The 14446-nt window shown below is 62.0% G+C and carries 11 protein-coding genes, 1 tRNA gene and 1 pseudogene; 3 read left to right on the top strand and 10 right to left on the bottom strand.

Features of this window, described 5'->3' with window-relative positions; translation table 11 throughout:
- Positions 1-2: 2 nt before the first annotated feature.
- Both V5B59_RS04430 and V5B59_RS04425 read right to left on the bottom strand, forming a co-directional pair.
- Positions 3-266, bottom strand: coding sequence for a FitA-like ribbon-helix-helix domain-containing protein (locus V5B59_RS04430; protein WP_169070927.1), 264 nt, complete (start codon positions 264-266; stop codon positions 3-5).
- Positions 215-697 carry a helix-turn-helix domain-containing protein gene (locus tag V5B59_RS04425; protein ID WP_248594928.1) on the bottom strand — a complete coding sequence of 161 codons (483 nt, stop codon included), beginning with the start codon at positions 695-697 and terminating at the stop codon, positions 215-217. The genes V5B59_RS04430 and V5B59_RS04425 overlap by 52 nt, the downstream gene beginning before the upstream one ends.
- A 469-nt stretch (positions 698-1166) precedes the next feature.
- Between V5B59_RS04425 and V5B59_RS04420 the strand changes: the two are divergent.
- The 3 genes and pseudogenes from V5B59_RS04420 to V5B59_RS04410 all read left to right on the top strand — a co-directional run.
- A pseudogene (locus V5B59_RS04420) lies at positions 1167-1685 on the top strand (hypothetical protein); the annotation flags it as partial.
- Positions 1686-1802: 117 nt separating this feature from the next.
- A complete protein-coding gene (gene glgB / locus V5B59_RS04415; protein ID WP_169070928.1) occupies positions 1803-3974 on the top strand; it encodes a 1,4-alpha-glucan branching protein GlgB in 2172 nt (723 codons plus the stop codon).
- A gap of 210 nt (positions 3975-4184) precedes the next feature.
- On the top strand, positions 4185-4691 hold the full coding sequence (locus tag V5B59_RS04410) for an ArdC family protein (protein WP_169070929.1): 507 nt from the start codon (positions 4185-4187) through the stop codon (positions 4689-4691).
- 770 nt (positions 4692-5461) lie between these two features.
- Here the strand turns inward: V5B59_RS04410 and V5B59_RS04405 are convergent.
- The 8 genes from V5B59_RS04405 to dapC all read right to left on the bottom strand — a co-directional run bounded on the left by V5B59_RS04405 (position 5462) and on the right by dapC (position 14388).
- Positions 5462-5538: transfer RNA gene (locus tag V5B59_RS04405), tRNA-Arg, on the bottom strand.
- Between the two features lie 146 nt (positions 5539-5684).
- The gene (gene pepN, locus V5B59_RS04400) at positions 5685-8327 is read right to left on the bottom strand and encodes an aminopeptidase N (RefSeq protein WP_169070930.1); all 2643 of its coding nucleotides are present in this window, start codon (positions 8325-8327) and stop codon (positions 5685-5687) included.
- Between the two features lie 76 nt (positions 8328-8403).
- The gene (locus V5B59_RS04395; protein ID WP_169070931.1) at positions 8404-9033 is read right to left on the bottom strand and encodes a GDSL-type esterase/lipase family protein; all 630 of its coding nucleotides are present in this window, start codon (positions 9031-9033) and stop codon (positions 8404-8406) included.
- Positions 9034-9068: 35 nt separating this feature from the next.
- Positions 9069-9962 carry a 50S ribosomal protein L3 N(5)-glutamine methyltransferase gene (gene prmB, locus V5B59_RS04390; protein WP_169070932.1) on the bottom strand — a complete coding sequence of 298 codons (894 nt, stop codon included), beginning with the start codon at positions 9960-9962 and terminating at the stop codon, positions 9069-9071.
- Positions 9955-11121 (bottom strand): succinyl-diaminopimelate desuccinylase, encoded by a 1167-nt coding sequence (gene dapE / locus V5B59_RS04385; RefSeq protein ID WP_169070933.1) that lies wholly within the window; start codon positions 11119-11121, stop codon positions 9955-9957. The genes prmB and dapE overlap by 8 nt, the downstream gene beginning before the upstream one ends.
- Positions 11111-12316: a PilT/PilU family type 4a pilus ATPase gene (locus V5B59_RS04380; RefSeq protein WP_169070934.1), complete on the bottom strand. Its 1206-nt coding sequence runs from the start codon at positions 12314-12316 to the stop codon at positions 11111-11113. Before V5B59_RS04380 ends, dapE begins: the two co-directional genes overlap by 11 nt.
- A 37-nt stretch (positions 12317-12353) precedes the next feature.
- Positions 12354-13175 (bottom strand): 2,3,4,5-tetrahydropyridine-2,6-dicarboxylate N-succinyltransferase, encoded by an 822-nt coding sequence (gene dapD / locus V5B59_RS04375; protein WP_034912990.1) that lies wholly within the window; start codon positions 13173-13175, stop codon positions 12354-12356.
- Positions 13176-13194: 19 nt separating this feature from the next.
- A complete protein-coding gene (gene dapC, locus V5B59_RS04370) occupies positions 13195-14388 on the bottom strand; it encodes a succinyldiaminopimelate transaminase (protein WP_034912993.1) in 1194 nt (397 codons plus the stop codon).
- Positions 14389-14446 lie beyond the last annotated feature (58 nt).

Genomic DNA, 14446 nt, shown 5'->3' with positions numbered 1-14446 from the left:
CTTCAGCGCGGCAGTCCGTCCGCTCCCAGCCCGAGGATCTCGGCCTCGGGGCGCTCATCGAGCACAGGCAGGCGAGCGCTGCGCGTGGCAATCGCGCGGATACGGGCCAGCCGCAGGTCGGCATCAGACCGGCTGGCAGGAAGGCTTCGCAACGCATCGAGTTGACTGATGACCTCCTGGTTGAGCGAACGGCGGTGGGCCCCCGCCTGTTCCTTCAACCACTGGTGCAGATCGGCAGGCACATCGCGCAAGGTGAGGGTCGGCATAGGGTTCTCCAGTGACATCGAAATGACTGTAGTTTAGCATCAGTGAGGAGCTGCAGGCGAAACGCGGCAGGGCAGTCCGTCAGGCTTCGAGTTGACTGCGACGCTGTCTGGCGGCGAGCCGGTGCAGGAGGCATGACCGGCCCCCCTCCGTTCCTGCTTACTCGCTTCCGATACCACGCGTAAAAGTGCTTCGCATTCCAGCCTTCGTGTCGCCGCCGGTACGTCGACAGCAGATCCATCACTTCGTCTACCGGCGCCTTCCGATGCGAAACCTGTTCCAGGCGCCGATCTAGCAAACCTTCCAGGCCATCCGCTTCGTACCGCATCAGGTACCGTCGGAACGTCCGCTCGCAAACCCCCAGCAGACTCGACGCTTCCGCCTGCGTCAGCCGACCCGCTTCCCAGCCTCCATACGCTTCTTCAAACCGCATCTTCCTGATCTCCGGTAGCAACTCCGTCCGTCTCGTCTCGCTCCTCCTTGGCAGCAACATAAACCGGACAGATTACTTGTTCCCTACATCGAGGAGGCGCCCGCTTGGACAGTTGCGTCGTACGCTGCTACAATCTCAACACTGGCATGAGTGGCTTGGTCTTCGCTGTGTCGCGTCGGCAGCGAGCAGGTCATTCGGCTGGCCCGCAATCCTACCAGTCTGCTGGGCAGAACCACCCCGCGCGTCGGAGTCGACGGACCGGGAACTGGCTCCGATCAGCGCTTGGGCGATCGGGCTGGCGTCGGCTCACGGGCAGGGGCAATGGTACTTGACTTGGTGTTGAGGGTGCAGTGCACTCGCGTTGAACCTGCTCAGTGTGCTGGCCAAGGACTTGCCTGCATGTTGTTGCAGCGATGGCCCTTGCGTGAAGTACCAGCGCTTGAGGTATGGTTTTGATGAGCAGAGTTGCATGCCTGAAGCGCTGACAGCCGTCTGGCCCGGCAAATCATATCCCCTGGGCGCTACCTGGGACGGAGAGGGGGTCAATTTCGCCTTGTTCGCCGAGCACGCCGACAAGGTCGAGTTGTGTCTATTGGACGGCAGCGGACGACAGGAACAACAGCGCATCGAGCTGGGCGAGCAAACCGACCAAAACTGGCATGCCTACCTGCCTGAAGTGCGTCCGGGCCAGTTGTACGGCTACCGGGTCCATGGTCCTTATCGGCCTGAGGAGGGACACCGCTTCAATCCGCACAAGCTGCTGCTGGATGCCTACGCCAAAGCGATTGTCGGCACCGTCGAGTGGAGCGATGCCCAGTTCGGTTACCGCATCGGCAGCCCCCGCGAGGATTTGAGCTTCAGCCGCCGCGACAGCGCGCCCGGCATGTTCAAGTGCCAGGTGATCGATCCCGGTTTCGTCGACGACCGCCATCTACTGGACCGAGGGCTGAGAAACTACTGGGGCTACGATTCCATCGGCTACTTGGCTTGCGCCTCAATGCGGCTCTGCTGCAGGAACATGCGGGTGAGCTGGAACGATAGTCAAAACCGGTGACGTCTTGCGCATTTCACAACCGATTTACCCTGAGCAAGGGAAGGAATAATTATGATAGAAGCCAAGTTGAATGACGAAATGATCCGAATCGCCGAGGCTCGCCACCACGATCCGTTTTCGGTGCTGGGAAGGCATCCTTGCGGTGAAGGCGTTGTGGTACGGGCCTACATCCCGCACGCGACGGAAGTTTTCATCGCCGAAGGCAATTTGCCGCTGGAACGTATTCCGGATTCCGACTTTTTCGAGTGGCGGGGTTCCGGCAAGAACCTTCCGGAACACTATCGCCTGATCTGGCGCGATACCTGGCATCACGACCATATTGCCCACGATCCTTATAGCTACCTGCCGCAGATAACGGATTTCGATCTGCATCTGTTCGGTGAAGGCAGGCACAGTCACGCCTATAATTTCCTCGGGGCAAACGAACATGAGATTGACGGCGTCGCTGGCATCCTGTTCGCCATCTGGGCACCCAACGCCGAGCGTGTGAGCGTCCTGGGTGACTTCAATCACTGGGACGGTCGTCGCCACGCGATGCGCGTGCGTCCGGGGAGCGGGGTATGGGAGCTGTTCATTCCCGACATCACCCCCGGTATCTTCTACCGCTTCGAGATCAGGAACCGGAACAGCGGCGAGGTGCTCACCAAATCCGACCCCTACGGCCGACGCTTCGAGATGCGGCCAGGAAATGCATCGATTGTCGCTCCTCGCTCCACTTACGTCTGGCAGGACACCACCTGGATGGAGCGGCGCGCCGCGGCCGACTGGCAGCATGCGCCGATGTCTACCTATGAGGTCCATCTCGGCTCCTGGCAGCGTGGGTACGAAGGGGAATTCCTCAACTACCGAGAGTTGGCGAGACAACTGGTCGAATATGTAACCCGGATGGGCTTCACTCATATTGAACTCCTGCCGGTCACCGAGCATCCGTTCGATCAGTCGTGGGGCTACCAGGTCACCGGCTATTTCGCGCCGACCAGCCGTTTCGGCACACCGGACGACTTTCGCTACTTCGTCGATCTCTGCCATCAGAACGATATTGGCGTGCTTCTCGACTGGGTTCCCGCCCATTTCCCCAAGGATGCCCATGCGCTGGCGCGGTTCGACGGCACGGCGCTCTACGAGCATGAGGATCCACGCAAGGGCGAACACCTGGACTGGTCGACGCTGATCTTCAATTTCGGCCGCAACGAGGTGAAGAACTTCCTGATTTCCAGCGCCATTTATTGGCTTGACGAGTTCCATATCGACGGTTTGCGGGTGGATGCCGTCGCTTCCATGCTCTATCTCGATTATTCGCGCACCGAATGGGTGCCCAATCAGTACGGCGGCAGGGAGAACATCGAAGCGATCGAGTTCCTTCGCCAACTCAACGCCACAACCCACACGGAAGCTCCCGGCACGCTGATCATCGCCGAGGAATCGACGTCCTGGCCGCAGGTGACGCGCCCCACCTACATTGGCGGACTGGGCTTCGACATCAAGTGGAATATGGGCTGGATGAACGATACCCTGCGCTACATGGGACAGGAACCGATCTACCGCCAGTACCATCATGACCTGCTCACCTTCAGCATGCTGTATGCGTTTTCAGAGAACTTCATGCTGCCTTTCTCGCATGACGAAGTGGTGCATGGCAAGGGCTCGATGCTCAACCGCATGCCCGGCGACGAATGGCAGCGTTTCGCCAATCTCAGACTGCTCTACACCTACATGTTCACTCATCCGGGCAAGAAGCTCCTGTTCATGGGCACCGAGTTCGGTCAAGGTCTCGAGTGGAACAGCGCGGGGGTTCTCGATTGGTATGTCCTCGACTTTCCTTTGCATGCCGGGATGCAAACCCTGGTGAAGGATCTCAACCACCTGTATCGCGGCTCGTCCGCCCTGCATGGAAACGAGTTCGAGTGGCAGGGATTCGAGTGGATCGATTGCCACGATTACCAACAGTCGATCCTGAGCTTTGTCCGCAAGACTGACGACGAATTCGTGGTGGTGATCGTCAACTTCACTCCCGTCCCGCGTATGGATTACCGCATTGGCGTGCCGCAACCGGGCAGCTATCGAGAAATCCTCAACTCGGATTCGCATTTCTACGGCGGTGGCGATTTGGGCAATGGCGATGGGCCACTCGTCGCCGAGGAAGTGCCGTGGATGAACCGCCCGTATTCATTGTCCATTACGGTGCCGCCGCTTGCCGGCATTGTCCTGGCGCTGAGCGCCTGATGCTGCGCGAGGACTACTGCGGAACGTAAACTCGGAGAAAGCGCGTGTGACTGGCTCCGGGAGCCACGCGCGCACGACGACTTCACCATGGGGGGCCATGTTTGCTTGTGACTCGATGCCATTGCCGGCGGTTGCCGGCAATGGCATCGAGGTGGCTCCGCTTCTCAATCTGTCGGTGTCAGCGACGCCAGTCAATCCCAGGTCGATGGCTTGCCCAACGAATACCGGGCAGCGCCGGACACGGGACCCGCCTGGGAACCTTCCGAGGTCGCCGAGCGGATCATCGAGTGTTCCGGCGCCGAGATTCGCAACGGCGGCTTCCGGGCCTTCTACTCGCCACCCAACGATCTCATCTACCTGCCGCTCCGTTCTTCCTTCAGGGACCAGGCGAACTACTACAGCACGGCACTCCATGAGCTCTGCCACTGGACGGGCCACGCCTCTCGCCTCGGCAGGAAGCTCGGCAAGCGCTTTGGCGAATCGGCGTACGCGATGGAAGAGCGGATCGCCGAGATGGGCGCGGCCTTCCTGGCCGCGCACTGCCGGCTTGAAGGTCAGGTGCAGCACGCGAACTACATCGCCAGTTGGCTGGAAGTCCTCAAGCGCGACAAGCGCGCGGTGTTCACCGCTTCCGCGCAAGCCCAGAAGGCAGCCGACTATCTGCTTGAACACGCCGGGCTGATCACCCTGGCCGACGCCATGCCGCTCGCTGCCTGAAGCGTACAGACGCTGTGGGCAATTCTGTGGACAAAGCTGAGGACAGGCTGTGGAGAGCCGGCTCATCCACAAATTCTGTGGATAGATCGTCGAAAAAGCCTATGGAAACCTCCCGAATTTCCCGGCTGCGCTGATGTCCCGTCGGTGCTGCTTACGTATTGGGCAATCTCTTCACCGATACGCGATCTGTCCCTGCGCCCCAGGGCGCCGGGCGGGCTCTGCCGGTGACCGGCGGGGCTTCCCGCAATCACCACAAGACTGTTTGGCGACATTGATGCGGTCGATAATCTCGACGGGCTGACCTTCGACGGCGAGTTGATCGTCGAGATCAAGTGCCCGGTCAGGGGATGCACTTCCACCCTCTGGAAGGCCCAGATACCCGCACACTACGACGAACACCAGTTGATGGTATCGAAGGCGGCTATGGCGCATCTGTACGTCTTTGACGGTGAGCAGCAGGAGGGCCTCTTGCTGGAGGTGGCGGCGGACCCCGCTCGCTGGAAGCGGATACAGCAGGCCTGGGACGACTTCATGCGCTGCCTGGCAACGTCGACTACAAGCGGGTGCCTGAGCTGCAGGGCGTCAATCTTGATGCCTATCGGCAGAAGGGGCGGTTCGAGACGAGGGTCTCGGTTCAGAAGTAGCCACACGGTTTGGGCTGGGGATGCTGGCAGTACCCAGCCCATGCATTTGTTGGGACAAATGTTGTGACAAATTCCCAACAAAGCAAAAAGGCCAATCCGAAGATTGGCCTAATCGCTTGATTCTATTGGCACGCCCGGAGCGATTCGAACGCCCGACCCCTTGGTTCGTAGCCAAGTACTCTATCCAGCTGAGCTACGGGCGCCTTGCCTTGTTTGAGGGCGAGATTATACCCAGCCGATTCGCCTCACTCAAGCACTATTTGCATTGCCGTTGCCAATAGGGCCGATGTTCCGCCTTGGCCGTGTCGGCCGGGATCAGCCGCAATGCCTCGCGAGACTGGATCCATGCTCAGTCCAGTGCTCGCCCGACGATCTCGAGGACATCTGATGACAGTCCATCGATCGCTCGCAGGCTTTCGAGCGCCGAGCGTGCGTGTCCTTGCCGGGTCTCGTCAAACCTGCGCCAGCGATCGAAGCGCCGTGTCAGGCGCGCGGCTACCTGCGGGTTGATGGCGTCGAGCCGGCCGATCTGCGCAGCGAGGAAGTGGTATCCGCTGCCGTCGGCAGCATGAAAACGTACATGGTTGTTGCCGAAGGTGTTGATCAGCGCGTAGACCTTGTTCGGATTGTGCAGGTCGAAAGCGGGGTGGCTCAGCAGGCGCTGCACTGCTGCCAGCGTTCCGGGTAGCCGGCTCGACGCCTGCACCGACAGCCACTTGTCCACCACCAGCGCTTCGTCCTGCCAGCGCTCGTAGAATGCGGCAAGCACCTCGGTGCGTTCGCTGCAGTCCTGTTGAGCGAGCGTGCCGAGGGCGGCGAACTGGTCGCTCATGTTGTCGGCTGACGCGAACTGATGCAGTGCCAGGGTTCGCATCTGGGGATCATCGAGTTCGTTGAGATAGCCCAGGCAAAGGTTGCGCAGCGCGCGCCTGCCGGCGGCGGCGGGTGTCGGCTGGTAGGCTCCGTGCGGCGCCAGAGAGGTGTAGCACCGGAGCCATTCGCTGTCGAGCCGTTCGGCAAGAAAGCGGCGCAGACCGTTGCGGGCCGCGTGCAGGGCATCCGGGTCGACGGTCGCGGCTTCTTCGGCGAGCGTCGCTTCGCCGGGCAGCGTCAGGACTTCGGCAGCGAAAGCCGGGTCTGCCGAGGCTTGCCCGAGAACCTGTGCGGCGGCCGCAGCGAAGCTCTGCGGCCAGTGTGCCGGTCGGCCAGCGGCCAGGTCTTCTGCGGCTGCCAGGATCAGCCGACTGGCCAGACGTTGTCCGGCCTCCCAGCGACTGAAGGGGTCGCTGTCGTGGGCGAGGAGGTGACTCAGATCTGCATTGCGCCAGTCGTAATCGAGAATCACCGGCGCCGAGAAATCGCGCAACAGCGAAGGGATCGGGGCGACCGGCAGATCTTCGAAGACGAACTGCTGTTCGCTCGCTGTCAGGGAGAGAACGCGCGTCGTTCGGCCTCGCTCGGCACAATCGCCTTCTCCGAGCAGCCGCAGCGGCAGGTCGGTGCCATCCGGACCGTTGAGGCCGATCGCCACCGGGATGTGGAAAGGCTCGCCGGCTGCATCGGCGCCTGGCCGCGACTGTGACAGCGTCAACTGGTAGCACCGCGATGTCGGGTCATGACTGCCGCTGGCGCGCAGCCGCGGCGTACCCGCGTGGTCGTACCAGCGCTTGAACTGCGAGAGGTCGACTCCCGAGGCATCGGCCATGGCAGCGACGAAGTCATCGCAGGTCACTGCCTGACCGTCATGGCGTTCGAAGTAGAGGTCCATGCCGCGCCGGAAGGCTGGCCTGCCGAGCAGCGTCTGGAGCATGCGCACCACTTCGGCGCCTTTTTCATAGACGGTGCTGGTGTAGAAATTGTTGATCTCGATGTACGAGTCGGGGCGTACCGGATGCGCCATCGGGCCGGCGTCTTCGGGAAACTGCGCGGCGCGCAGGGCGCGGACGTCGCGGATGCGGGTGACCGCGCGGCTGTGCATGTCGGCGCCGAATTCCTGGTCACGGAAGACGGTCAGACCTTCCTTGAGCGAGAGCTGAAACCAGTCCCGACAGGTCACGCGATTGCCGGTCCAGTTGTGGAAGTACTCGTGCGCGACGACACGGTCGATGTTCTGGTAATCGCCATCGGTGGCGGTGTCGCTACGGGCAAGAACGTACTTGGTGTTGAAAATGTTCAGGCCCTTGTTTTCCATCGCGCCCATGTTGAAGTCGCCGACGGCGACGATCATGTAGTGATCGAGGTCGCATTCGAGTCCGAAGACTTCCTCGTCCCAGCGCATCGCGCGTTGCAGGGCGTCCATCGCGTGCGCGCACTGGTCGAGCTTGCCGGGCTCGACATACACCGCCAGTTGCACGCTGCGCCCGCTGCCGGTGGTGAAACGGTCGCGCAGCACTTCGAGGCGGGCGGCGACCAGCGCGAACAGATAGCAGGGTTTGGCAAAAGGGTCTTCCCACTTTGCCCAGTGGCGATCGTGTCCTTCGTCACCGCTGCCGACCGGGTTGCCGTTCGCCAGCAGCACCGGCAGGCTCGCCTTGTCGGCGTGCAGGGTGACGGTATAGCGCGACATGATGTCCGGGCGGTCCGGGAACCAGGTGATTCTGCGAAAACCCTGTGCCTCGCACTGCGTGAAGTAGCCATCCTTCGAGCGAAAGAGTCCGGAGAGGCTGGTATTGTGGTCGGGGTCGATACGCGTCAGCGTGCTCAACAGCAGCGCATCCGGCGGGTTGTCGATGGTCAGCGCCGAGTCGGTGCAGGTGTAGTCGTTTGCGCCGAGCGGCTGTCCATCGACGGAAACCGAGAGTGTTGCCAGTCCATGGCCGTCGAGTTGCAGCGGCTGCCCGGGCGCCGCCACCGGATTGCGCCGCAATTGCAGGTGGCTATGGACCAGGACAGCGTCGGCGTGGAACTGCACGTCGAGGTCCACACGATCGACCAGGAAGGGTGGTGGTGTGTAATCCTGGCGATGGATGATCTGCGGGGTTTCGGTCTTCATCAAGTATCCATGTCTTTCTGCCGGTCGTGCCCGTCTGGCGACGACGATCGGTCAAGGCGCCGGCGGGTGCACTGGGTCAGGGCTTCTTCAGCAGGCCGGTTCGGCGCAGTTGCTCGGCTATGCCGTCCGCGAGTTTGCGGTAGCCGCCGGCGTTGGGGTGAATGGGGTCGGCCTTCAGCGTCGGGTCAGAGAGAATGGCGGCGAGAACGCCTTCGACCAGCGGCAGTTTTTCTTCTTTGGCCAGTTCGGCGTAGATCGCCGAATCGGGTAGCCTGCCGGTTGCCGCGCCGAGCAGCGAGAGCCTGGGCACGGCGACCAGAACGACCTGGCTGCCGGACTGCCTGACGGCGCCGACGATGGCGCGCAGATCGTCCTTGACGGCGGTTTCCGGGCGCCTTTGGAGAAAGTCGTTGCCGCCGATTTCGACGATCACCAGCGCTGGCCGGGTCTGGGCAATCGCCTCGCGAATTCTCGCCTGGGCAGCGTTTGCCGTGTCGCCCGGGATACCGGCGTTATGGACCTGCCAGCCGCTGATCGCTGCGAGCCGAGCCGGATAGTCTTCGCCCGGAGCGGCGCCACTACCGAAGGTGATGCTGTCGCCGAAGGCGAGGATCTGGCTGCCTGGCGGCAGCGACGCCAGCCGCGCCGAGTCGTGGCAGCCGGCGAGGAGGAGAATGGTGAACAGCAGCAGGCGGAGGCGATTCATGGCCTGTCAATCGGGCAGATATCGCGATCTTCGGATCATGGCAGCTCGTCGCGATGCAGCAGGAAGACATACTGATCGCCAGCGCTGGTGTCGAGCCAGGTGAAGGGCGTCGCCGGAAAAGCGGCTTCCAGGGCATCGCGATTGTGGCCGATCTCGACGACCAGCAGACCGTTTGGCCGCAGATGCTGGCGCGCGCCAGCGAGGATTGCACGCGTCAGGTCGAGTCCATCCGGACCACTGGCCAGCGCCAGTTCGGGCTCGCGTCGATATTCCTCGGGAAGGGTCGCCATCGACGCAGCATTGACGTAGGGCGGATTGGCGATGATCAGGTCGTAGCGCTTGCTCCTGAGGCCGGCGAAGAGATCCCCTTCGACGAGCCGAATCTGCGCTGCGAGATCGTAGTCGTCGACGTTGCGCCGCGCCACCGCGAGTGCCTCCGGCGAGATGTCGACGGCGTCGATGCGGGCGGCCGGGAAAGCGTGCGCCGCGAGGATCGCGAGACAGGCCGATCCGGTACAGAGGTCGAGAACGGCAGTCACTGCGTGGGCATCGTCGATCCAGGGCGTCAGTTGCTCGCGCAGCAGCTCGGCGATGAACGAACGCGGAACGATCACCCGTTGGTCCACATAAAAACGATATTCGCCCAGCCAGGCCTCGTTGGTCAGGTAGGCGACCGGCAGCCGCTCCCGGATGCGGCGGTCGATGACCCGCAGCACGGCGGCCCGTTCGTCGCTGGTCAGTGTCGCGTCGAGAAAGGGTTCGAGCCGCTCCAGTGGCAGGTGCAGGCTGTGCAGCAGCAGATAGGCGGCTTCGTCCCAGGCGTTGTCGGCACCGTGCCCGAAAAACAGTTTCGCCTCGTTGAAGCGGCTGACCGCGAAGCGCAGCAGATCGCGCAGCGTCGACAGCTCGGTCTGGGCCTGGTCAAACATCGGCGGGTAACAACTCTTCGATCATCCGCCGATAGATCGCGGCGAGTTGCGGCAGGGCGGCGACCTCGACGCATTCGTTGACCTGGTGAATGGTGGCATTGACCGGGCCAATTTCGAGCACCTGCGGACAGATTTCGGCGATGAAGCGGCCGTCCGAGGTGCCGCCGCTGGTCGACAGCTCGGCGGCATGGCCGGTTTCCGCACGAATCGCCAGCAGTGCGGCGTCGATCAAGGCGCCACGGCCGGTGAGAAAGGGCCTGGCCGCCAGCGTCCAGACGATGTCGTGGTCCAGGCCATGCCGGTCGAGCAGCGCGCACAGGCGGGTCTGCAATTGTTGCGGAGTGCTGGCGGTTCCGAAGCGGAAGTTGAAGTCGATCTCGACGCTGCCGGGAATGACATTGCTGACGCCGGTACCGGCGTGGATGTTCGAGACCTGCCAGGTGGTCGGCGGAAAAAACTCGTTGCCGTCGTCCCAGGTGGTTCCCGCCAGTTCGGCAATCGCCGGTGCTGCCAGATGGATCGGGTTTTTCGCCAGATGCGGGTAGGCAATGTGGCCCTGCACGCCTTTGACGGTCAGTTTTCCCGAGAGCGAGCCACGCCGGCCATTCTTGACCATGTCGCCGAGATGATGGAGCGCTGTTGGTTCGCCGATGATGCAATAGTCGATCAACTCGCCACGCTGGCGCAGCGCATCGGTGACGACGACGGTGCCGTCGATGGCGTCGCCTTCCTCATCCGAAGTCAGCAACAGGGCGAGCGAGCCGCGATGTGCCGGACAGTCGGCGACGAAAGCCTCGGCAGCCGTCACGAAAGCGGCCAGCGAAGCCTTCATGTCGGCGGCGCCGCGTCCATACAGCAGGCCGTCTCTCTGCACGGGCTGGAACGGGTCGCTGTGCCATTGTTCCAGGGGTCCGCTCGGGACGACGTCGGTGTGGCCGGCCAGACAGAGCAATGGGCGGCTATCGCCGCGGCGCGCCCAGAGGTTGCTGACGCTGCCGCGATTGATGAACTCGCAGTGGAAGCCGATGGTTTCGAGGCGGTTGGCGATGATCTGCAGGCAACCGGCGTCTTCGGGAGTAATCGAGCGTCGAGCGATCAGTTGCTCGGCCAGCACCACCGTGGCGTCGCGAGTCGCTGCCCCGTTGCCGTCATCTGCCATCTCGTGCTTCCTGGGGTCCGCTCTCGGCTTCGTCAAGGCTGAGCGTAAACTCCTTGTACGACGGGCTGCAGGGGTTGGTACCAGCGAGGTCGAAAGTCGCTTCGTGCAGCTTTTCTTCGCTTCCCGATCCGCCGGTAGCTTCGAAGTTGTTGATCAGCCATGACAGATTGGTTGGTGAGTCGGCATTGAGCAGCGCTTCCTGCAGTGTAATCACGTCGCTGCGATACAGCCGGACGAGATCCTGCTCGAAGGTTTGTGATCCTGGTGCGAGACTCTGTTCCATCGCTTCCTTGAGGGCAGGGATGTTGCCGTGCTCGATCAGTTCCTGCACGTGATAACTGTTGAGCAATACTTCGACCGCCGGCGTCTGCAGACCATCTTTTCTTTTGACCAGACGCTGCGAAATGATGGCCTTCAAGCTGACCGAGAGGTCCATGTACAGCGCGCCCCGGCTATCGCTGGGGAAAAAGTTGATGATCCGGTTGAGGGCGTGATAGCTGTTGTTGGCATGCAGCGTGCCGAGGCAGAGGTGGCCAGTCTGTGAGTAGGCCATTGCCGCCTGCATGGTTTCCTTGTCCCGGATTTCGCCGATCAGGATGCAGTCGGGGGCCTGCCGCATGGCGTTCTTCAAGGCATTCTCCCAGCCGAGAGTATCCATGCCGATTTCGCGCTGGTTGACCAGCGACTTTTTGTGCTTGAACAGATATTCGATCGGATCCTCGATGGTGAGAATGTGACCCGTGCAAGTGCCGTTCCGATGGTCGAGCATCGACGCCAGGGTGGTTGATTTTCCCGAACCCGTCGAGCCGACGATCAGCACCAGGCCGCGCCTTTCCATGACCAGGTCGGCCAGCACCGGCGGCAGCCCCAGGGTATCGAGCGCCGGGATATTGCCGACCACGTAACGAACGACGATCGAGATCGAGCCGCGCTGCCGGAACAGGTTGATCCGGAAATTGCCAAGCTTGGCGATGCCGAAGGAGAGGTTCATCTCCCTCGTCTCTTCAAATCTTGCTGCCTGTTCCGGACTCAGCAGTTCGGTGGCGATCTTCTCGATCATCTCCGGCGCCATGACCTGCTGATTGACCGGTACGGTAGCACCCTGGATCTTGATGTGGATCGGTGCGCCTGCGCAGATGAAGATATCCGAGGCGCGCCGATCAGCCATCACCTGAAAGAGTTTGTCGAGAATCATCCGCTGGCCGCCGGATCAGGAATCGGTGGGGGAGCGGTCAGTCGCCGCGCAGCAGATCATTGATGCTGGTCTTGGCGCGGGTGCCCGCGTCGACCTTCTTGACGATGACCGCACAGTAGAGGCTGTAGCCGCCGTCCCTGGCGGGCAGATTGCCGGCCACCACGACCGACCCCGGCGGCACGCAGCCATAGCTCACCGAACCGGTTTCGCGGTCATAGATCTTGGTGGACTGGCCCAGATAAACGCCCATCGAGATCACCGAACCTTCGCCGATGATGACTCCCTCGACGACTTCCGAGCGGGCTCCGATGAAGCAGTTGTCCTCGATGATCGTCGGGTTGGCCTGCAGCGGCTCCAGCACACCGCCGATACCGACCCCACCCGAGAGGTGCACGTTCTTGCCGATCTGGGCACAGGAACCGACCGTTGCCCAGGTATCGACCATCGTGCCTTCATCGACATACGCACCGATGTTGACGTACGAGGGCATGAGCACCACGTTCTTGCCGATGAAGGCGCCACGGCGGGCCGTTGCCGGTGGAACGACGCGAAAACCGCCACGCGCGAACTGATCGCTGTCATAACTGGCGAACTTGTTCGGTACCTTGTCGAAATAGCGCATCGCGCCGCCATCGAGCAGCGTGTTTTCCTGCAATCGGAACGAAAGCAGCACGGCTTTCTTGATCCATTGGTGGGTGACCCAGTCGCCAGCAATCTTTTCGGCGACGCGCAGGGTGCCTTGGTCGAGCTGGTCGATGACGCTTGCCACGGCTTCGACGATGGCTGCCGGGGCTTGGCCGGGTTGCAGCGAACTGCGGTTTTCCCACGCCTCATCGATGATCTTCTGGATTGCCTGCATGACTGCCTTCCCTAGAGTTTTACAATGTTGCAATGAATGAACGGATACGCTCGGCGGCCTCGACGCAGTCGGCGAGCGGCGCGACGAGTGCGATCCGCAGGTAGCCGGCGCCTGGATTGACTCCCTGGGCAGTACGCGCCAGGTAGCTTCCAGGCAGCAGAACGACATTATAGTCGGCGAGCAGCGCGCGGGCGAAATCGCTGTCGCTGCACGGTACCCTGGCCCACAGGTAGAAACCGGCGTCGGGCATTGCCGTGGTCAATACCTCAGTGAGAAGTGGCGTCACCGCCGCAAACTTTTCCGTGTATTGGCGGCGATTTTCGACCACATGTGCCTCGTCGTTCCAGGCCGCGACGCTCGCCGCCTGTATGGCCGGACTCATCGCACTGCCATGATAGGTGCGATAGAGCAGGAAAGACTCGAGGGTAGTGGCGTCGCCGGCGACGAAGCCCGAACGCATGCCGGGAACATTGGATCGTTTGGACAGGCTGGAGAACATCACCAGGCGCTCGAAACCGCGACCGAGCAGGCTGGCGGCCTGCAGGCAGCCGAGTGGCGGCCTCGCCTCGTCAAAATAAATCTCCGAGTAGCATTCGTCCGAGGCGATCACGAAGCCGTACCGGTCGGCGAGGGCAAACAGCTGTTTCCAGTCATCGAGGCTGAGCACCTTGCCGGTAGGATTGCCCGGTGAGCAGACAAAGAAGAGTTGCACCCGCTGCCATTCGGCCTCGCTCAGCGCTGCGAAATCGAACGCGTAATCGTTGCCCGGCAGGGTATTCAGGAAGCGCGGCTCGGCACCGGCGAGATACGCGGCACCCTCGTAAATCTGGTAGAAGGGGTTGGGGCTGACGACCAGCGGCGTGTTGCCTCGCGACGCATCGACAATCGTCTGGGTAAAGGCAAACAGGGCTTCGCGTGAGCCATTGACCGGGATCACCTGGGTTTCCGGGTCGATCCCCTGCAGGCCATAGCGGCGCTGCAGCCAGGCAGCAATGCTGTTGCGCAATTCGCTGCTGCCGAGCGTGCTCGGATAACTGGCCAGACCGCCCAGTCCGGCGCTCAGGGCGTTCCTGATGAACGCCGGTGTCGCGTGCTGTGGCTCGCCAATCGACAGCCTGATCTCGCGGTACTGCGGGTTTGGCGTGATGCCGGCAAAAAGCTGTCGCAACTTCTCGAAGGGATAAGGTTGCAGCTTGCTGAGGTGGGGATTCACGGGCTCGAACGACTCATGGCGGGACGCCTGATTATAAGGGGCATCGACCGACGGTGAA

Source organism: Candidatus Accumulibacter contiguus (assembly GCF_036625285.1).
Classification (GTDB): Bacteria; Pseudomonadota; Gammaproteobacteria; order Burkholderiales; family Rhodocyclaceae; genus Accumulibacter; species Accumulibacter contiguus.
The sequence above is the reverse complement of the archived record's forward strand: the minus strand, read 5'-3'. Positions and strand labels throughout refer to the sequence as shown.

Excerpts from the sequence above, each read along its gene's own strand:
- dapE (WP_169070933.1), bottom strand. The coding sequence starts at position 11,121 with ATGGCAGATGACGGCAACGGGGCAGCGACTCGCGACGCCACGGTGGTG.
- pepN (WP_169070930.1), bottom strand. The coding sequence starts at position 8,327 with ATGAAGACCGAAACCCCGCAGATCATCCATCGCCAGGATTACACACCA.
- V5B59_RS04395 (WP_169070931.1), bottom strand. The coding sequence starts at position 9,033 with ATGAATCGCCTCCGCCTGCTGCTGTTCACCATTCTCCTCCTCGCCGGC.
- glgB (WP_169070928.1), top strand. The coding sequence starts at position 1,803 with ATGATAGAAGCCAAGTTGAATGACGAAATGATCCGAATCGCCGAGGCT.
- prmB (WP_169070932.1), bottom strand. The coding sequence starts at position 9,962 with ATGTTTGACCAGGCCCAGACCGAGCTGTCGACGCTGCGCGATCTGCTG.
- V5B59_RS04425 (WP_248594928.1), bottom strand. The coding sequence starts at position 697 with ATGCGGTTTGAAGAAGCGTATGGAGGCTGGGAAGCGGGTCGGCTGACG.
- dapD (WP_034912990.1), bottom strand. The coding sequence starts at position 13,175 with ATGCAGGCAATCCAGAAGATCATCGATGAGGCGTGGGAAAACCGCAGT.
- V5B59_RS04430 (WP_169070927.1), bottom strand. The coding sequence starts at position 266 with ATGCCGACCCTCACCTTGCGCGATGTGCCTGCCGATCTGCACCAGTGG.
- V5B59_RS04380 (WP_169070934.1), bottom strand. The coding sequence starts at position 12,316 with ATGATTCTCGACAAACTCTTTCAGGTGATGGCTGATCGGCGCGCCTCG.